This is a genomic window from Actinoallomurus acaciae, from assembly GCF_042429965.1.
Classification (GTDB): domain Bacteria; phylum Actinomycetota; class Actinomycetes; order Streptosporangiales; family Streptosporangiaceae; genus Actinoallomurus; species Actinoallomurus acaciae.
Map to the genome: position 1 here is coordinate 1 of NZ_JBHLZP010000017.1, position 19,473 is coordinate 19,473.

Sequence of the window (19,473 nt, forward strand, 5' to 3'; positions counted from 1 at the left end):
GCGGGCCGCGGCGTCGGCCGGCGACGGGTCGCCTGCGCGCTGGCGGCGGCACGCCCGTCCGACCCGCAGGCGGCGGAGACCGTCGCCGAGAACTGGCTGATGGGCGGCTACGCCTTCGACGCCTACCGCACGACCGCCGGCCGTACGGTCTGCGAAGAGCTGACGATGTGGCGCTGCGACGCGCGTTCGGTCGAGACCGGAGTGATCATTGGGGAAGCGGCGAACCACGCACGCGACCTCGTCAACACCCCGGCCGGTGACCTGGTGCCGCTGGATCTGGCCGCTCGATGCCAGGACCTGGCCGACACGTACGGGTTCACCGTACGGCTCGTTCAGGGACAGGAACTCATCGACGGTGGCTTCGGCGGCCTGCTGGGCGTCGGCGCGGGCAGCGCGCACCCCCCGGTGCTCATCGAGATCGAACGCGGGCGGCCCGACCTGCCCCACGTCGCCCTGGTCGGGAAGGGCATCACGTTCGACTCCGGCGGGCTCTCCCTCAAGTCCACGAGCGAGATGCTCACCATGAAGGCCGACATGTCGGGCGCGGCGAGCATCATCGGCGCGCTGGTCGCGCTGGAACGACTCGGCTCACCGACCCACGTCCGTGCCTATCTGGCGTGCGCGGAGAACATGCCGGGCACCACCGCGATGCGGGTCGGCGACGTCCTTCGCCATCGCAACGGGCTCACGACCGAGGTGGTCGACACCGACTGCGAGGGTCGGCTCGTCCTGGGGGACGCGCTCGCGTACGCGGCCGAGGCCGCCCCGGCGGAGATCATCGACATCGCGACGCTGTCCTCGAGCTCCGGGCTGGGGCCGGACATGTGGGCGGTTCTCGGCACCGACCCGGGCATCGTCGAACGCCTGCTCCAGGCGGGTGCCGCCTCCGGCGAGCCGGGGTGGGAGCTCCCGCTGTGGGACGCGTACGCGAGCCGGCTGCGGTCCGACGTCGCCGACATCCGCAACTACGACCTGAGCATCGTCACCCCGTTCGGCGCGATACTCGCCGCGCTGTACCTGCGCCGGTTCGTCACCGGGGTGCCGTGGGCCCACATCGACCTGGCCCTCACCGTGATGCGGAGCGAGCGCACCGCCGCCTGGAGCACCGGGGCGAACGGCAACGGCACCCGTACCCTCGCCCGCTACCTGGCGGACCGGCCGGGCTGACCCTCAGACGAATCGGCACCGCGGCGCCCTACGGAGGTGGCATGGAGAACACCAGGGTCGAGGGACCCTACTTCGACGAACTGCGCGTGGGGCAGGTCTTCGACGCCGCACCGTCGGTGACCTTGACCGACGGCGGCGCGGCGATCCACCGGGCGATCGTCGGGGACCGCCTCGCGCTGGCGCTGGATGAGGATCTCTCCCGCCGTGTCATCGGCTCACCGGGGTTCGCGCACCCGGCCCTGGTCTGGGACACGGCGATCGGCCAGTCGACGGTCGCGACCCAGCAGGTCGTGGCGAACCTGTTCTACCGCGGGCTCGTCTTCCGGCGCGCGCCGGTCATCGGCGACACGCTTCGTACGGTGACCCGGGTCGATGGCCTGCGGCAGAACACCCGGCGTCCGGGCCGCGCGCCGACCGGGCTCGCCGCGTTGCGCATCACGACGGTCGACCAGCACGGCCGGGCCGTCCTGGACTTCTGGCGGTGCGCGATGCTCCCCGTACGTGACGCCGGCCGAACCGACCTGCCCGTTGAGGATCTGGCCTCGGTCGGCGTGTCCGACGTCGACGGGCCCGCCGGCGAACTCGTAGCCGGGTGGGATCTCGCACCGCTCCGGCGGACGGCCGGCGCGTCCCGGGCGGACGGTCTCGCGGCCGGGACGATCTATGAGGTCACCACGGGTGACGTCGTGTCCAGCGGGCCTGAGCTGGCGCGGTCGACGCTCAACGTCGCGAAGGTGCATCACGACGCCGAGGCCGCCGGCGGCGAGCGCCTCGTCTACGGCGGCCACACGATCGGACTCGCCCTCAGCCAGGCGGCCCGCGCGTTGCCGTCCCTCGTCACGGTCGCCGCGTGGCTGTCCTGCGACCACACCGGGCCGGTGCGCGAGGGCGACACGCTGCGCAGCACCGTCGAGGTCGAGGACGTCGGCGCGCTGCGGGACGGCGCCGTCCTGGCCCGGCTTCGGTCACGGGTGCACGTGGTGGAGGATCGCCGTCCAGTGCTCGACTGGCGTTACCTCGCGGTCGTCGCGTGACGGGTACGCCGGCGCCGGCCGCGATCACGTGGCTCTTCGTGCCAGGGGATCGCCCGGACCGCTTCGACAAGGCACGCGGCAGCGGCGCTGATGAGGTGATCTGCGACCTGGAGGACGCCGTCGCCGCGCACGCCAAGGATCGTGCCCGTGGCGACGTCGTCGGCTGGCTCGCCGCCTCGGGATCGGCGTGGGTACGCATCAACGCACCCGGCACGCCGTGGCACGCGGGCGACGTCGCGGCGCTCGCCGGACTGCCCGGACTGCGCGGCGTCGTCGTACCCAAGGCGGAGACGGCCGCGGCCCTGCACGCGATCGGCCACGGCGTCCACGCCGACGTGATCGCCCTTATCGAGACCGCGGTGGGCGTCCACCGGGCCCACGAGATCGCGGGTGCCGAGGTCGTACGGCGGCTCGCGTTCGGCTCCATCGACTATGCCCTGGACATCGACGCGGACGAGTCGGACGAGTCGCTCATGCTCGCTCGCGCCACCCTCGTCCTCGCCTCACGTGTCGCGCGCAAGCCGCCGCCGATCGACGGGGTGACCATGAATCTCACCGACGCGGCCGTCACGGAGGCCGCGGCACGGCGGGCTCGACGCACCGGTTTCGGCGGTAAACTCTGCGTTCATCCTGCCCAGCTCGTACCGGCCGCGATGGCGTTCCAGCCGACGCGGGAGGAGCTGCGGTGGGCCAAGGACGTCCTTCGCCGGGCCGCCGAGAGCGGGACGGGCGCGTCCGCGGCGGACGGCGACATGATCGACAGGCCGCTCCTGGAGCGCGCGCGACGCATCGCCGGACACGCGGCGGGGCGCGGCACAGTCGTATAGCCGCACCATCCGCCTGCCGATAATTGGTCCGCGCACACGAGACGCCGACCCGCTGCCACGCGGTCTAATCGGTACCCTCACGCCCACGCCGACGTGGAACGACTCTCGGATTAACAGCAGAGGAAACCGTTGCCATGGAGCTCTTTCGCACCCGCGTCACCGCGGCGGCCGCCACAACTCTGACAATGCTCGCCGCCGCGGCGTGTGCGGGCGGGGGAACGTCAGGCTCGTCCGGGAGGCCGGTGAGCGGCGCCTCACTCACGGTCGGGATCGGCGCCGCCCCCGGAAACCTCGACCCGCAACGCTCGGTCAACGGCCCCAACCTGCTGCTCGGGATCTTCGCCTACGACACCCCCGTGACGCTGCTCGACTCGGGCCGGCCGGCGCCGCAGGTGGTCACCTCATGGAAGCCGGGCAAGCGCTCCTACTCCCTGACGGTGCGGCCGGGCGTCACGTGCTCCGACGGCAGCCCGATGGACGCCAAGACCGTCGCGGACAACATCAACTACGTCGCCGATCCGAAACACGGCTCGCCGATGGCCGGTGTGGCCGTGCCCTCCGGTGCCACCGCCAAGAGTGACGCCGCCGGGGTCGTCCACGTATCGCTGCCCTCCGACGCACCGTTCTTCATGCAGAACCTCGCCGAACTCCCGCTGGTCTGTCAGGCGGGTCTGCGGAACCGGAAGATGCTCGCCGGCGCCAGCAGTGGGTCCGGACCGTACGTCCTGTCGAAGGCCGTCCCGGGCGACAACTTCACGTACACACTGCGCAAGGGATACACGTGGGGGCCCAACGGGGCGAGCACGAGCGCTGTGGGAATGCCGGAAAAGTTGACCTTCAAGGTGGTCACGAGCCCGACGACGACGGCGAACCTGCTGCTCAACGGCCAGCTCAACATCTCGCAGATCTCCGGCTCGGACACGACGCGCCTGAAGTCCGCAGGCGTGTTCTCCGCCGGCTCACAGTTCATCGGGCAGGAACTCGCCTTCAACGAGTCACGCGGTGAGGCCGGATCCGACGTCGCGGTACGCCGGGCGCTGATCGCCGACCTCGACCTTACCGACCTCGCGAAGGTGGACAGCGGCGGCGGCGGAAAGCGGGCGAACGGCCTGATCGCCGATCCCAAGATCTGCGCTGGCGACACCATGACCGGCAGCGTCCCGAACTTCGATCCGAACCAGGCCAAGGCGATGCTGGACCAGGCGGGCTGGGTCGCCGGACCCGGCGGGATCCGGCACAAGGATGGCGCGGCGCTGTCCATCTCCCTGATCTTCGCGAACGAGGAGCCGACCACTGCGGCGACCGCCGAGTACATCGCCACCCAGTGGAAGAAACTCGGCGTGGACGTCAAGCTCAACGAACAGTCGTTCGACCAGACGTCGGCGGTGGTGTTCGGCAAGGGGGCGTGGGGCGCCACCCTGATCGGTCTCGGCGTCAGCAATCCCGCCACCCTGGTGCCCTTCTTCTCCAGCCCGTCGCCCACCGCAGGGAACAACTTCGGACATTTCGCCAACGCCCAGTACGATGACCTGGTCCGCAAGGCGGCTTCACAGGACGGCACCGCCGGTTGCCCGGACTGGAACGCCGCGGAGTCGGCGCTGTTCAAGGACGCGGACATCACCCCCATCTCAACCAAGCCCCTTCTGTACTGGGGAAAAAAAGCAAAATTCCAGGTCATCGCGCACGTGCTAATCCCCACCTCGATCCGCGCCCTGGCGGGATGACCACTCTCGTAGGCACCCCGGCGAGTAAGTGGAGACACCGGACGGAGGGATACAGGTGATGACCCTGAGAGACTGGGCGCCGATTTCCGGCGCCCACTCGTGGATCGCCTTCCTCGCCCGGCGCTCTGTCCGGTTTCTGGTGTCGATGTTCCTGCTGGTGACCGCGTCGTTCGCGATGGTGCACGCGCTTCCGGGCGACCCGGTGCGCGACGCCCTAGGCGTGAAGGCCGCGCCGGACGTCATCGCGGCCACCCGGCACCGGCTGGGGCTCGACCAGTCTCTGTGGCGCCAGTACCTGCACTACCTGCACGGTCTCGTCACAGGAGACTTCGGCGAGTCATTGATCAGCAGCACGCCGGTGCGCAACATCATGGCGCAGCTCGTGCCGTCCACTCTGGCGCTGGGATCGGTCGCCTTCCTCGTGGCGATCGTCGTGTCGATTCCCCTGGGTGTCGTGGTGGGCATCGCGGCGCGGGACGGCAGGCGCCGCGGCGTGCATCTGACCTTCGCCGGGGCGACCGGTCTGCTGCTGTCGGTGCCCGACTACGTGCTCAGCGTGGGCCTGGTGTTCGTGTTCGCCGTGACGTTCCGCGTGTTCCCGGTGGCGGGACAGAGCGGCCCGTCCTCCTATGTCTTGCCGGTCATCGCGCTGGCCACGGGGCCGATCGCCTACCTCGCCCGGATCGTCCGGGCCGAGACACAGCGGGTGCTCGCCGAGGACTACATGCGAACCGCACGGTCCAAGCGACTGCCCCGGCGCCTCCTGTACGTACGGCACGCCGTTCCGAACATCCTCACCGCGACGCTGACCGTCAGCGGGCTCATCCTGGCCTCGCTGCTCGCCGGCACCGTACTCGTGGAGGCCGTGTTCGCCTGGCCCGGCGTCGGCCACGAGCTGGTGCAGTCCGTGCTCGCGACGGACTTTCCCGTCGTCCAGGCGACCGCGCTCTTCTTCGGCTCCGCCGTGCTCCTGATCAACCTCGCCGTCGACATCATCATCGCGCTCGTCGACCCGCGCTCGACTATCCGGGAGAGCTGATGTCCCGTCCCCGCCGGCCGGGCATGCCGCGCAGCGCGCTCAGCCTGATCACCCTGGTCCTGCTCGTGGTGCTGGTGTGCGTCGCGGTGGTCGCCCCGCTGATCTTCGCCGGCCAGGCCAAGAGCATCGACGTGAACGCCATCCAGGGCGGCATGTCGGGCCGCCACCCGTTCGGCACCGACGCTCTCGGCCGAGACATCCTGGCCCGTACGCTCGTCGCCACCCGGTTGTCCATCTGGCTCGCGCTGCTGGCCACCCTGCTCGGCACGCTGTGCGGCGTGATCGTCGGATCGCTGCCGATCATCGTCGGCCGCCGGCTCGGGCGCCTGATCGTGGCGGGCTTCAACCTGCTGGTGGCCTTCCCCGGCCTGCTGCTCGCACTGTTCCTGGCACTCGTCTTCGGTGTCGGCGCTCGCGGTGCCGTACTGGCGTTGGCGGTGGGGATGGCGCCGTCGTTCGCGCGGCTCACCCACACGACCGCGAGCGGCATCGCCAAGGCCGACTACGTGTCGGCGGCGAAGCTGCTGGGCGTGTCGCGCCGCAGGATGCTCCTGCGGCACGTGCTGCCGAACATCGCCGAGCCCCTGGTCGTGAACGCGACCAGCCAGGTCAGCTCCGCGCTGCTCAGCCTGTCGGCCCTGTCCTACCTGGGCTTCGGCGTCCAGCCCCCGGCCTTCGACTGGGGCCGGATGCTGTCGGACGGCCTGTCCAGTATCTACACCAACCCAGCCGCCGCCCTGGCGCCGTGCGTCGCGATCGTCCTCGCCGGCGTCACCTTCGTGCTGGCCGGTGAGCTCCTCACCCTGCTCGTCGCCGGGCACCGGGCCGCCCCGCGCCGCCGGGCGGCGGCCGTCACGGCGAGCGGCCCAGGAGACGATCTGCCCCCGGCCGGCCCCGGCGACGTACTGCGCGTCGAGGACCTGACAGTCGGCTTCCCGTCCGCAGGCGCGCCGCTGGTCCCGGTCGCCGGCGTCTCCCTGAACGTACGAGCCGGCGAGATCGTCGGCATCGTCGGCGAGTCGGGTTCGGGCAAGAGCCTCACCGCGCTGGCCATCGGTTCGCTCGTCGCGTACCCGGGCACCGCACACGCCGCCGTCCACGAGCTCGGGGGCAACGACCTGCGCGGCATGCGACCCGCGGCGCGGGAACGCTTCCTCGGCACCTCGCTGGCGATGGTCTTCCAGGACCCTCTGTCGGCGCTGAACCCGGCGATCCGCGTCGGTCGGCAGCTGGCCGAGGTGTCCGAGGTCCACGGAGGCCTGCGCCGTGACAAGGCGATGGCGCGTGCCGTGGAGCGGCTCCGATCGGTACGCATTCCGGCGCCGGAGCAGCGCGCCCGCAAGTATCCGATGGAGTTCTCCGGCGGCATGCGGCAGCGCGCCGCGATCGGCATGGGCCTGATGGCCGAGCCGCTCCTGATCATCGCGGACGAACCCACCACCGCACTGGACGTGACCGTACAGCGCGATGTGCTGACACTGCTGCGTCAGGTCAGCGACGAGCGGGGCGCCGCCGTGCTGTTCATCAGTCACGACATCGCCGTCATCGCCGAGATCGCGTCGCGCGTACTGGTCATGTACGGCGGTCGCGTCGTCGAGGACCTGCCGGTGACCGCTCTCGCCGACGACGCCGCACACCCGTACACGCGTGCGCTCGTCGCGAGCATCCCCGACATGACCACGGACCGGGCGCTGCCGCTGGCGACGATCCCCGGCCGGCCGCCGGACCCGTCGGCCCGGCCGGACGGCTGCTCGTTCGCGCCGCGATGCACGTTCGCGGACGACACGTGCCGATCCACCCGGCCGCCTCTGGCCGAGACGCCGGACGGTCGGCGCGTTGCCTGCTGGCATCCACGAACTGAAGCGGACGACGCGGACCCGACGGTGATCGAGTTCGGCGCGGAAGGCGGGCGATGAGCGTTCTCGAGGTATGTGACCTGGTCGTACGGTTCGGGACCGGAAGCCAGGCGATCACCGCGGTGGACGGCGTCAGCCTGGCCGTCCACGCCTCGTCGGTGGTGGGTCTCGTCGGTGAGTCCGGATCGGGAAAGTCCACGCTGGCCAAGGCGATGGTCGGCCTGGCCCCGATCAGTTCCGGCGAGGTCCGGTGGGACGGCGAGCCGATCCGCACCACGGGCCTGGCCGGGCGCCGGGCTGCACGCGACCGCCGGCGCCGGGTGCAGTTCGTGTTCCAGGACCCCTACGCGTCGCTGAACCCGCGCATGAGCGTTGGCGCCTCGATCGGCGAGGGCGTCGCCACGGGCGGCCGGGCCGCTCGCACCGCCGAAGTGCGGCGGCTGCTCGATCTCGTCCGCCTCGATCCCGACTGCGGGCGGCTGCGGCCGCGGCAGCTCTCGGGAGGTCAGCGCCAGCGAGTCGCCATCGCGCGGGCGCTGGCGGCTCGCCCCGAGATCCTGATCGCCGACGAGATCACGTCGGCGCTCGATGTCTCGGTCCAGGGCGCGGTGCTGAACCTGCTGCGCGACATCCAACGCGAGACCGGCGTGGGCGTGCTCTTCATCTCCCACAACCTCGCGGTGGTGCGCTACCTCGCCGACACCATCGCGGTCATGCACGAGGGCAGACTGGTCGAGTCGGCCCCGTCCGAGGACATCATCACCGACCCCCGCGACCCTTACACCCAGAGGCTGCTCGCCGCGGTCCCGTCCATCCGGCCGCACACCCCACTGGATCAGCCGTGAACCGGGTCAGGCCATGATCACGATCAGGTCGTAGCCGCCCTTCCAGCGCGCGACCGGTTGGAGCCGTATCAGCTCAGGTCGGGGGTTGGCTCGTGCCAGCCGGACACGGCCTGGATCGCGGCGCCGATCGCGAGAAGCCGCCAGTCGGAACCCACCGCGCCGATGAGCTGTGCCCCGACGGGCAGCCCGTTGTCGGCCGGTGTGACAGGCAGGCCCAGTGCCGGGGTGCCCGCCGGTGACCAGCATCCGGTGAACCGGTTGATGCGCCGGCTGAGGGCCACGAGGTCGCCGGCGGCGACCGGCGGGGCGGTGAACGGTGTCGCGGGCGTGATGACGGCCGTGACCTGCTCGAACGTGGAGTTCACGGTCTGCCGCCAGGCGTCGGTGACACGGGAGGCGAGTCGTTCCTCCTCGGCCGTGACGCTCCGGCCGAGCAGCATGCGGTCGCGGATGCCGTTGGTCAGCCTCGGGTCGTCCCAGTAGTCGCGCAGCGTTCGGGCCGCCTCGGCGTTCTGCAGTGCCGACATGGCGTCGGGAACGTCTGCGACGCCGGGCAGCGTCACGGTCCGCAGGCGTGCACCGTGGCCGCGCAGGAGCAGCAGGACGTCCTCGAAGCCGCGTGCCACGTCGGGCTCAAGGTCGTCGAGGAAGTACGTCGCCGGCACCCCGACCGTCAGGCCGTCGAGCGTCAGACCGTCGCGCGGCTCTTCGGCGGCCAAGGCGGGCAGGCCGGTGAGCGCGGCGAGCAGTCGGCGCAGGTCCGTCACGCGGCGGGCCATCGGGCCGACGACGTCGAGGCTCGGGCTGAGCGGCGTCACCCCGTCCACCGGCACCAGGCCGTGACTCGGCCGCAGGGTGCCGACCCCGCAGAACGAGGCGGGGTTGCGCAGCGATCCGCCCGTGTCGGTGCCGAGGGCGGCGTCGACCAGCCCGGCCGCCACCGCGACCGCCGAGCCGCCGCTCGACCCGCCGGGGATCCTCGACCGGTCCCACGGGTTGCGGCACGATCCCCACGTCGGGTTCTGGGTCGTGGCACCGAAGCTCAACTGTTCCAGGTTGGTCTTCGCGACGATGACCGCGCCGGCGGCCCGCAGCCGGCGTACGGACTCGCTGTCCCGGTCCGCCGGCGGCCGGTGCGGGGGCCCCAGCCCGTCGGAACGGATCGTTCCGGCGACGTCCATGTTGTCCTTCACCGCGACCGTCCAGCCGGCGAGCGGGCCCGGGTCCGGCGCCCGGTCGATCCGCGCGGCCTCCTCGCCGGCCTCGGTGTGCACCCAGGTGCAGGCGCGCAGCCGGTCGTCCAAGTGCTCGATCATGGCCAAGCTGTGCGCCACGCGAGCTCGCGCCGTCGCGGTGGTCATGCGGTCTCGTCCCGCGCGGCGTCAGCGGGCGTCGTACTTTGAGTGGTGCCGAACGCTCCGTCTCGTGCCAGCTCGGCGATCTGAGCGTCGTCGAGGCCTACCAGGTCGCGCAGCACGTCGTCGCGGTCCTCGCCGAGCTCCGGCGCGCGGCGCGGCGCCGGCAGCGGCCACCATCCGCGCCCCGCGGTGCGGACGTGCCGGACGGTGCCCCAGTGCGGATGTGGGGTCTCGACGACCAGCTCGCGGTGCCGCGTCTGCGGGTCCTTCAGCGCCTCCTTGAGTGTGTTGACCGGCCCGCACGGGACCCCGGCCGCGTTCAGCCGCGTGACCCACTCCCCGGTCGTCCGGGTACGCAGCGCGGCGTCGAGCAGCGGGATCAGCTCGTCGTTGTTCCGCTGCCGGGCCTCCAGGGTGGCGAACCGCGGATCCGCCGCCAGCTCACCGCGGCCGATCGCCTCGGTGAGGCGGCCGAAGAACTTCGGCTTGGCGCAGGCGAGCATGAGCCAGCCGTCGGCCGTGGGAAAGGCGCCGAACGGAACGATGGACGGATGCGCCGAACGCGTCCGCCGCGTCGTCTCGTGTCCCTTGGTGAGGTGCCAGGTCGCGGGGTAGGAGAGCATCGCGACGGCCGTCTCGAACAGACTCAGGTCACAGTCGCCGCCGACGCCGTCGCGCCGGGCGACGTGAATGCCGGCGAGCAACGACATCGCCGCCGCCAGCCCTCCGCAGTAGTCCACCAGGGACAGGCCGCTCTTGGTCGGCGGCCCGTCGGGCTCGCCGGTCAGCTCCATCCAGCCGGCCAGCCCCTGGACGACGTAGTCATACGCCGGCTGTTCGCGTCGCGGGCCGGTCATCCCGAAGCCGGACAGCGAGCAGACGACGACGCGCTCGTTGTACGGGGCGAGATCCTCGTACCGCAGGCCGAGCTTTTCGGGCACGTCGCCACGCAGGTTGTGCAACACGCCGTCGCACTCCGACACGAGCCGGTGGAGCACGTCCCGCCCGCCGTCGACCGACAGGTCCAGCGCGATGCTGCGCTTGTTCCGGTTGAAGCTCTGGTAGAAGAGGCTGTCGTCCTCGCTCTGGAACGGCGGCACGTGTCGCCCGATGTCACCGCCGGTCCGCGCGTCTTCCACCTTGATGACGTCGGCGCCGAGCTCGGCGAGGTGCAGGCTGCCGAACGGACCGGCGCCGTACTGTTCGATCGCGACGATGCGGATGTCGCCAAGTCCGATCACAGACTGCTCCTAGCGTTGATGAGTGCCGAGGTACGGTGCATCTCGTTGCGGACGACCATGATCGCTTCGTCGACGCCCATTCCCGGGCGGGCCAGCAGCAGGTCGGCCGCGACGCCCATCGCGACGTTGGCCGCGGTCTGGGCGGCGCCTTCGGTCTCGGTGCACGAGCCGCCGCAGTAAGCGGCCAGCCCCACCGCCTTACAGGCGAGCAGGGCCTGGACCGAGGCGTCGAGGCCGCCGAGGTCCGGCAGCTTGACCTGGAGCATGTCCGCCGCCTCGGCGGCGGCGAAGGCCCTGACGTCCTCCAGCGTGTTGCACCATTCGTCCGCGACGAGCTGCACCGTCGAGCCGTGGCCGCGCAGCAGCTCGCGAAGCGTGGACAGGGCGCGGATCTGCTCCTCACGGGACCCCGCGTGCACCGGCTGCTCGACGCGCAGCGTGAACGGCGCCGCGATCTCGCCGAGCTCGGCGAGGAACCGCGCGCACGCGTCGAGGTGACCGAACGTCTCTCCGATGGTGCCGTAGCAGTCGAAGTGCAGGATCGGCTGGTAGCCGCCGTCGTCCCGCTGGTCCAGAATCCGGTTTCGTACCCAGCGGACGTAACGCTTGAGAAGCGCTCCGTCGTCCCCGACGAGCGTATGGGCGTTGTTGATCAGGCCGTGCGGGAGCTCGTCGACCCGGCGCAGGATCATCCGGTCCACGCCGTCGTGCCGGTTCTCGCCGCACTGCGCGAAGATGGGGACCTCCTGAAAGGCCGTGGCCGTCTGGTATTCGGCGGCCACGGTCTCGGCGAGCGTCCACCGGCGGGCGTGCGCCGCTGCGGCGAGCAGCGCCTGGCTGACGCCGTACTCGACGGACACGGGGAGGGCCAGCCACCGCAGCCGCTCGCTGGACTCGCGGAAAGAGTCCGCCGTCACGCCCTTGAAGGCGCTGTGCAGCACGGGCCCGTACCGGGCGCAGGCGTCGGCGGCGTCGAGGACCGGCTCGCGGCCCGCGGTGCCGGCGTACTGCACCGTCACGCCGGCTCCGCTCACGACCGTGCCGTCATCCAGCGAGACCAAGATGCCGATCGACTCGCTCGGCTGCCGGATCCGCCGGTAGCCGGGAGTGCTGGGCGGGCCCGCGTAGAAGTGCCCGTCGCGCGTCGCGCCGTGCCGGATCGCCTCCTGATCGTCGGTGGAGAAGGCGCCGAGCCCGGCGACGCACAAGATGCCGTCGATGTTCATCTCAGCCCGCGAACCTCTCCACCCACTCGACCACGCGCCGGTTGTAGTCCAGCCGGTGGGAGGGCCGCCCGTTGACGACGAAGATGTGGCCGCTGCCGGGGTAGATGACCAGACGGGCCGGTACGCCGCGCTCGCGCAGCGCGGTGTGCCACTGCTGGGCCTGGCCGAAGGGCGAGCGGATGTCGTCCGCGCCGTGCAGGACCAGCGTCGGTGTGCGCACCTTCTCGACGGTGGTCAACGGCGCCGACGCCGCGTAGCGCTCGCGTTCGGCCCACGGCCGTCCGCCGAACTCCGACACGCTGAGCGCCCGCCGGTTGTCGGCCGTCCCGGCCGTACTGGTGAGATCGCAGATCAGCCCGCCCGCGACGGCCGCGGCGAACCGGTCGTCGCGGCTGGTCAGATAGCAGGTCATGTATCCGCCGTAGCTGTAGCCGGTCACCGCCAGCCGGGCCGGGTCGGCGATCCCCTCGGCGACGAGCGCGTCGATCGGCTCCAGGAAGTCCCTGGCGTCCGCCACGCCCCACGCTCCGGACGCGGCGGTCAGGAACCACTCGCCGTAACCATCGCTGGCGCGCGGGTTCACCAGCAGGACGCTCCACCCATGTGCGACGAGCTCGTGATGGTAGAGATGCACCTCGTCGAGGGAGGGGTGCCAGGCGTTGTGGGGCCCGCCGTGTACGTCGAGCAGCAGCGGCTGCGGGCCCTCGGCGTCCGGGTCGCGCATCAGCCAGCCCTGCACCTTCGTGCCGTCACTGATCGTGAATTCGCGCTCGACGCGCTCGAACGGCTCGACGCCCTCCAGCGCCGCGCCGTGGTCGGTGTGGACCGACTCGGCGCCGGTGGCCAGGTCCACCGTGACGATCTCACCGAACGACGTCGGGGTGCCCAGCACGAAGGCGGCCCGGCCGGCCGCGACCGAAAGGCCCGCGACGTTGCTTCCGGCGCTGGTGACCACCGGCTGTGGCTCGCCGCCCGCGTCGCTGACGGCGTAAAGGTGTGTACGGCCTCGGTCGCCGACGCAGAACAGGACGGTGTGCCCGTCGCCGGTCAGTTGTGGCAGTCCCCCGGGGTAGCCGGGAAAGCTGAGCGAGACGCTGCGGTCCAGTGGCGCGGCGAGGTTGATCGTCTCGCCACCGTCCAGCGGGACGCGCAGCAGCGCCGTGCCACCGTCCCGTGCCTCGGCGGTGGTGCCCGAGACCAGCAGGGCCTCACCGTCGGCCGTCCATCCGACCGCCGCCGCCCAGCCACCCTCGGTGCCGACCAGCCGCGGTGTCCCGCCGGTGGCCTTCGCGTCGATCACGTGCGCGGCCACGTTACGGGTCAGGTCGGCGTCGGCTTCGATCGCGGCCGGGAACGCCAGCCGGTCACCGTCCGGGGACCAGGACGGCCGGCCGGCGTTCCAGTCACCGTCGGTGACCCGCCGGCACTCGCCCGAGGCGAGGTCGAGGACGTGCACGTGTCGGCGCGTCGACCGCACCAGGCCCACGCCCTCCGCGTGGTAGTCGAGGCGGTCGGCCACTATGGGTTCCCGCTCGCGCCGGGCACGCGCGGCGTCATCCTCTCCGGGCGTGGCCCTCGTGTCGACCGGCGCCGAGAACGCGATCTGGGTTCCGTCCGGGCTCCAGACCGGATCGCCGGCGCCGAGCGGAAGCGCGGTGAGCCGCCGGGCGTCGCCGCCGCTCGCGGGCAGCAGCCAGATCTGCGCCGGGCCCTCCGCCGCGCGCAGGAAGGCGAGGTTCTCCCCGTCGGGTGACCAGGCAGGTGAGGAGTCGGACGGCCCGTGAGTCAGGCGGCTGGGCGCCCCTCCGCCCAGGACGACCCGCCACAGATCGCGGAAATTCACGTCGGCGTCGAGGTCGACGCGGCGCAGCACGTAGACGACCTGCGTCCCGTCGGGCGACAGTGCCGGCTGTTCCGGCAGCGCGATGGCCGCCAGATCGTCGATCCGAAGGTGCCGTGTCATGGGGACTCCTCTACGTCGGTGTGCCACCGCGCCCGTGCCATGGCGGTGGTGAGAGCCGATGTCACGGCACCGATGCTGGCACGCCGTGCGGCTCGCGGGTTCGTCCGCGCACACGAGCCGGACCGGCCCTGGCTGGTCACGGCCACGAAGGTCACCCGGCCGGCGTGATCACCGGACCGTTCGCCTCTCGTCCATCATCAACCGCAGCTGGAGCATCATCGTGAGGCGCGTTTCGGCGTCGGCCAGATCGATCTGCCCGACCTCGACCAGCCGGCGGAGCCGATAGCGGAACGTGTTGGGGTGGACGTTCACCGTCTGCGAGGCCGCGATGACGTCTCCGAACGCGTCGAGCCAGGCCCGCATCGTCTCGACCAGGCTGGTCCGGTGCTTCTCGTCGTAGGCCAGGAGCCGGGCGATCGGGCCGGTGAGCGGATCGCCACGCTTGGCGATCAGGTCGGCGAGCTCGATCAGCGACGCGTCGAAGCCCACGTCGCCGATGCACGCCACACGCTTGCCCGTCCGGTTCGACAACATGACGCGGAGCGCGCGGTCCGCGCCGTCACGCGACCGGGACAGGCCCGAGGCGTCACTCGTGACCGCGCCGATGCCGATCACGGCGCGCGCCCGTGCGCCGGTACGGTCCAGGAACTCGGTGGCCAGCCGGGCCATCCGGCGTTCAGCGCCGTCGAGCGACCCGCTGACCGGGACGATGCCGTAGGCCACGTCACCCACGATGGCCGCCGCCGAGCCGGGGTGCGCCGCGGTGAGGTGCATCGCGAGCGCGTCCCCCATCCGGTGGCGCTCGGCGACGCGGTCGGCGTGATCCGCCGCCGACGAGCCCGGGTCCTCGGCCAGGGCGAGCGCGAGCACGACCGCCGGCTGGTGCAACAGCCCGAGCCGGCTCGCGGCCTGGGTCGCCTCGGGCCCGCCCTCCAGCACGGTGGCGACCAGGTCGGCGCGCAGCCTCCGCTCGACGTCGGCGCCCGCCCGGTGCCGGAGCAGATGCAGCGCCACCAGCTTGCCGGCGTCACGGAAGGTCTGCGCGCGCTCCTCGGACAGCGGCTCACGTACGGCTGCCCAGATCGACCCGAGGATCTCGTCGCCGGCGCGGATGGCCAGCGAGACCCGCGGCATCGTGAACCCCTCCAGGCCGCTTTCCGGCGGCTCGACGAACAGCGGCTGGTCGGTGCGGTACAGCTCGCGGAACACGCCGCGTTCCTCGAGGTCGCGGGTGCGCGCCGCCGACACCTGACGGTTCAGGATGGTCCCGATACGCGAGGGGTCCGCCTCGTCCTGGCGGCCGGAGAAGGCCAGGACGCGTGAGCCTCGGTCCTCGATCGTGATCGGCGCGTCGAGCAGCGCGGCCATCGCGTTCGCCAGCGCGAACAGATCGCCGGACGGGATGCCGCCGAGCATCTCGGTGCTGGTCTCCCCGAAGTCGTCGTACGCGAGCAGCGACCGCAGCATCGAGGCGAGCTGGACCCACGAGGCGCCCCGGGTGAGGCCGAGGACCGCCACCTTGTTTCGCCGCGCGGCGGCGGCGATCTCTTCGGTGACACGCATCGGGGCGCGGAGGATCAGGCCGGCGCAGCCCCTGGTCCCCATCTCGTCCAGCAGCGCGACGACGTCTTCTGGGTCGTTGACGCCGACGCCGAGTACGAGGGCGTGGCGGGGCCAGGCCGGCTCGTCGAACGGATCATGGATGATGATGCCGTCGATGTCACCGGGCTGGTCGGCGTCGCCGCACAGCAACTCGAGCAGCGTCCGGCCGAGATCCTCCAGGACCCGCCCGAGGCTGGCGCGTGGATGTTCCGTCACCGAGGCCAACACGACTCGGACGGTAGCGAGTCCGCGACCGGCGGAACCGGTCCGATCCGACGAATTTGCGCTACGGGTTGGTTCGCCGGAACAAGCAGGCCCGGGACCGCGGTGCACGGGGCGTGCACCACAAAACGCCTAAAAAGAGACATGCCACACAATATCTCTATCTCTGCCTGTGACGGCGGCCAAAGGGGCCGCCGACCAGGAAGATCAGCTCACAGCTCGATCCACTCCGACGACGTCGTGACGGCGTCCAGCAGCCCCGGGATCGGCGCCACGCCCAGTCCCGGACCGGCCGGTACGTCAAGGTGGCCATCGTCGAGGACGAACGGCTCGGTGATGTCCGTGGTGTAGAACCGGTCCGAGCCGGAAGTGTCCCCCGGCAGCGTGAATCCGGGAAGGGCGGCGAGCGCGACGTTCGCGGCGCGGCCGAGACCGGTCTCGACCATGCCTCCGCACCAGACCGGCACGTCGTGGGCACGGCAGACGTCGTGGATCCGACGAGCCTCGAGATAGCCGCCGACGCGGCCGGACTTGATGTTGACGATCCGGCACGCGCCCAGGCGGATCGCATCGGCCGCCGCGCGCGCCGAGGTGATCGACTCGTCCAGGCAGATCGGGGTGCGGATCAGGCCGGCCAGGTCGGCATGGCCGAGGATGTCCTCCTCGGGCAACGGCTGTTCGATCAGCACCAGGTCGAACGGGTCGAGCCGGGCGAGCCGGCGCGCGTCACCGAGGGAGTACGCCGCGTTGGCGTCGACCTGGAGCATGACGTCGTCCCCGAAGCGCTCGCGCACGGCGCGGACCGGCGCCACGTCCCAGCCGGGCTCGATCTTCAGCTTGATGCGCACGTAGCCCGCGTCGAGATATCCGCCGACCGTGTCGAGCAACGCGTCGACAGAGTCCATGATCCCTACCGACACGCCGCACGGCACACGCCGGCGTACCGCGCCGAGCTCGCGGCTCAGCGGCATACCGCGGGTGCGCAGCTCGGCGTCCAGCACCGCCATCTCGAGCGCCGCCTTCGCCATCCGGTGGCCGTGGAACCGGGAGAGCAGCGGGCCGACTCCCTTCGCGTCCAGCGTTCCGTCCAGGTGACCCGCCTCCGCGACGGCGGGAATGAAGAATCGGCGGAGCACGTCCACGGACGCCTCGACGTACTCGGAGGAGTACAGCGGATCGGCTGGGGCGACACACTCGCCCCAGCCCTCCACGTCGTCCGTGACGGCCCGCAGCAGCAGAGCGTCTTTGATCCACTGTGTCCCGAACGAGGTCCGGAACGGCGCGACGAGCGGCATCTCGATCCGGCGCAGCTCGATGGCCCGCAGCCGCACGCCGTACTCGCCGCCGGTCACCGCACGCCCCTGTGCGCGGGACCGGAGCCGGGACGGCCTGACACATGAAGGCCGGACGGGACGCCGGCAACCCTGCATCTCATGGGGATCTGACTTTCTGTGTGAGGCTCGTCGCGCGCCGGCGCGGAAGGTGCCCGCGCCGTCCGAATTCGATTAGACCCGGTCCCCGCCGGTCCGCGCGCCGTCGATTCCGACGAATCGGCGACCGGCGGTTGGTGCCGCCCTCCGACACCACGGACACTCCTGCGGAGCCGCGCAGCGGTTACTCGCGCACGCGGGTCAGCGGGATGTTCGCGTAGGTCGGAGGCGCCGAGCCGAGATCGAGCACCTCGCCCATGGCGGACAGGTACAGGTGCGGCCCGATCGCCGTGAGCCGGAGCGCGATGGCGTCCTCGTCATCGTCCAGCCGCCCGATGACCGGCGATTCGCCGTCCTGGAAGATCCGGTACGTCGCCACCGGCACGCCCCAGGCCGCCGCGACGTAGGTTCCGGCGTGCTTCGGATCGAGCGTCGACGGTGGTGTCGTGGCGGCGTCGTTCCGGTAGCGGACCTGCCCGTCGCGCAGGGTCTGCAGGTAGCGCACCCGGCCGTCCGCGTCACGGAGGAACCGGAGGCGGTCGCGCCGGGCGTTCCACAGCGTCATCGCGTCGGCGCCGGTCAGCGTCGCCTCGCTCATCTCCGCGCCGCGGAGGCGGAGCCGCCCGTTCTCGGCGAGCACCCGCACCCGGTCATCCAGCCGCCCGACGTACTCGCCCGCCAGCGCGCCGAGGTCGGCACTGCTCGTGTCGGCACCGCTCGTCTCGCCGCCGTCGTTCGGCGCGGGTGCCACCCTTCTGGTCGGCGCCGGGGCGAGCCACTCGACGATCCGGTGCGCGGTCTCGTTCTGCAGCGAATGGTCGAAGGAGTTCGTGAGCATCACGATGCCGACGTCAAGGTCGGGGACCCAGCACAGCTGCGCCTGGAAGCCGAATCCCGACCCGCCGTGGTGCCGCACGAGCACGCCCGGCTCCCATTCGTCGGCGTAAAGTCCCAGCCCGTACCCGAAAGACTGGCCCGGCGCGGGATAGGCGATCCGGTACTGCTCCTGGAGCAGCGCGCCGTCGAGCAGGTCCTCCCCGTCCCGCAGATGGTTCTGGACGTAGCGAAGCGCGTCCGCGACGCTCGTGTAAAGTCCGCCCGCCGCGACCATCGGAACCTTCACCGGAAGGGGCTTTCCGGCTTCTTCGAATGGCTTCCAGTGTCCGATGGCGCGCTTTTCGTCGGCCTCGATCACGTCAAGGTCGAACGTGGACCGCCTCAGCCCCAAAGGCTCGAACAACTCCTGGCGGACATACTCCTCGAACGGCATTCCGTGGGTGCGCTGGATTATGTATCCGGCGAGATCGATACCCAAATTCGAGTACTCGTGGTGGTGGCCGACCGGAAAACGCAGCCAGGTGTCGCTGATGCTCTGGCAGTGCGCCTCGAAGTCGCCTTCCCCGATCGAATAGTTCGACCCGATGGGCGCCTCATGGGTGAATCCTGCGGTGTGGCTCAGCAGATGCCGCAGGGTGATCTTCGTGGCCGGGGCGTTCTCGAAGACGCTGCGTACCGTGAACTCCGGCAGGTAGCTCGTTATCGGCTCGTCAAGGTCCAGCTCCGACGCCTCCACCGCGAGCAGCACGCTCGTGGCCGTATAGAGCTTGGACGTCGACTGCACACTGAATCGCGTCGAGGTGTCGATCGGCGTTCCCTGATGGCGAGCCGTCGTCCCGAATCCGGCACACCACAATATTTCCTCGGAATCGCAGATACCCACCGCGGCTCCGGGAACATCGTGTTGCTCCAACGCGTGCGGAAGCGTCTGCTCGAGGTTGTTGACCAGGGCGTCGATCCTCGGTGTCACGTGCGCTTCTCCCGTCCGGAGGTGGAGATGGTCACGATAGCGATCGGCGCATTGCACGGTTTGTTCGAGAGTACATATCCAGGACGTCCGCTTTGGCGTCCGCCACCACCTGGTCGGTGCCCGCGCGGTGGT

General features: G+C 71.1%; 14 protein-coding genes. 7 read left to right on the forward strand and 7 right to left on the reverse strand.

All coding sequences use genetic code 11. The annotated features are described in order from the left end of the window. From ACFFNX_RS04320 to ACFFNX_RS04350, 7 genes are all read left to right on the forward strand, one after another. Positions 1-1,167 (forward strand): leucyl aminopeptidase family protein (locus ACFFNX_RS04320; protein WP_378195440.1); only part of this gene is annotated, 1,167 nt, incomplete at its 5' end. 41 nt (positions 1,168-1,208) lie between these two features. Then, positions 1,209-2,201 (forward strand): MaoC family dehydratase, encoded by a 993-nt coding sequence (locus ACFFNX_RS04325; RefSeq protein ID WP_378195443.1) that lies wholly within the window; start codon positions 1,209-1,211, stop codon positions 2,199-2,201. After that, a complete protein-coding gene (locus ACFFNX_RS04330) occupies positions 2,198-3,028 on the forward strand; it encodes an HpcH/HpaI aldolase/citrate lyase family protein (RefSeq protein ID WP_378195446.1) in 831 nt (276 codons plus the stop codon). Before ACFFNX_RS04325 ends, ACFFNX_RS04330 begins: the two co-directional genes overlap by 4 nt. Before the next feature lie 242 nt (positions 3,029-3,270). Then, entirely contained in the window at positions 3,271-4,752 is a 1,482-nt protein-coding gene (locus tag ACFFNX_RS04335) for an ABC transporter substrate-binding protein (RefSeq protein ID WP_378195449.1), read from the forward strand. 58 nt (positions 4,753-4,810) lie between these two features. Next, complete coding sequence (locus ACFFNX_RS04340; RefSeq protein WP_378195453.1) at positions 4,811-5,791, forward strand: ABC transporter permease; 981 nt, start codon at positions 4,811-4,813, stop codon at positions 5,789-5,791. Further along, positions 5,791-7,707, forward strand: a complete 1,917-nt coding sequence (locus ACFFNX_RS04345) for a dipeptide/oligopeptide/nickel ABC transporter permease/ATP-binding protein (RefSeq protein WP_378195456.1) — start codon at positions 5,791-5,793, stop codon at positions 7,705-7,707. Before ACFFNX_RS04340 ends, ACFFNX_RS04345 begins: the two co-directional genes overlap by 1 nt. Then, complete coding sequence (locus ACFFNX_RS04350; protein WP_378195459.1) at positions 7,704-8,492, forward strand: ABC transporter ATP-binding protein; 789 nt, start codon at positions 7,704-7,706, stop codon at positions 8,490-8,492. Before ACFFNX_RS04345 ends, ACFFNX_RS04350 begins: the two co-directional genes overlap by 4 nt. A 68-nt stretch (positions 8,493-8,560) precedes the next feature. Here ACFFNX_RS04350 and ACFFNX_RS04355 read toward each other — a convergent pair whose 3' ends face one another. The 7 genes from ACFFNX_RS04355 to ACFFNX_RS04385 form a co-directional block, all read right to left on the reverse strand. Next, entirely contained in the window at positions 8,561-9,853 is a 1,293-nt protein-coding gene (locus ACFFNX_RS04355; protein ID WP_378195462.1) for an amidase, read from the reverse strand. Beyond that, on the reverse strand, positions 9,850-11,091 hold the full coding sequence (locus ACFFNX_RS04360; RefSeq protein WP_378195465.1) for a CaiB/BaiF CoA transferase family protein: 1,242 nt from the start codon (positions 11,089-11,091) through the stop codon (positions 9,850-9,852). Before ACFFNX_RS04360 ends, ACFFNX_RS04355 begins: the two co-directional genes overlap by 4 nt. After that, on the reverse strand, positions 11,088-12,317 hold the full coding sequence (locus tag ACFFNX_RS04365; RefSeq protein ID WP_378195468.1) for a methylaspartate ammonia-lyase: 1,230 nt from the start codon (positions 12,315-12,317) through the stop codon (positions 11,088-11,090). Before ACFFNX_RS04365 ends, ACFFNX_RS04360 begins: the two co-directional genes overlap by 4 nt. 1 nt (position 12,318) lies before the next feature. Beyond that, entirely contained in the window at positions 12,319-14,280 is a 1,962-nt protein-coding gene (locus ACFFNX_RS04370) for a S9 family peptidase (RefSeq protein WP_378195471.1), read from the reverse strand. 168 nt (positions 14,281-14,448) lie between these two features. After that, the gene (locus tag ACFFNX_RS04375) at positions 14,449-16,110 is read right to left on the reverse strand and encodes a PucR family transcriptional regulator (protein WP_378195474.1); all 1,662 of its coding nucleotides are present in this window, start codon (positions 16,108-16,110) and stop codon (positions 14,449-14,451) included. A gap of 206 nt (positions 16,111-16,316) precedes the next feature. Further along, a complete protein-coding gene (gene menC / locus ACFFNX_RS04380; protein ID WP_378195563.1) occupies positions 16,317-17,399 on the reverse strand; it encodes an o-succinylbenzoate synthase in 1,083 nt (360 codons plus the stop codon). 319 nt (positions 17,400-17,718) lie between these two features. Then, a complete protein-coding gene (locus tag ACFFNX_RS04385) occupies positions 17,719-19,341 on the reverse strand; it encodes a serine hydrolase domain-containing protein (RefSeq protein ID WP_378195477.1) in 1,623 nt (540 codons plus the stop codon). Positions 19,342-19,473: the final 132 nt, after the last annotated feature.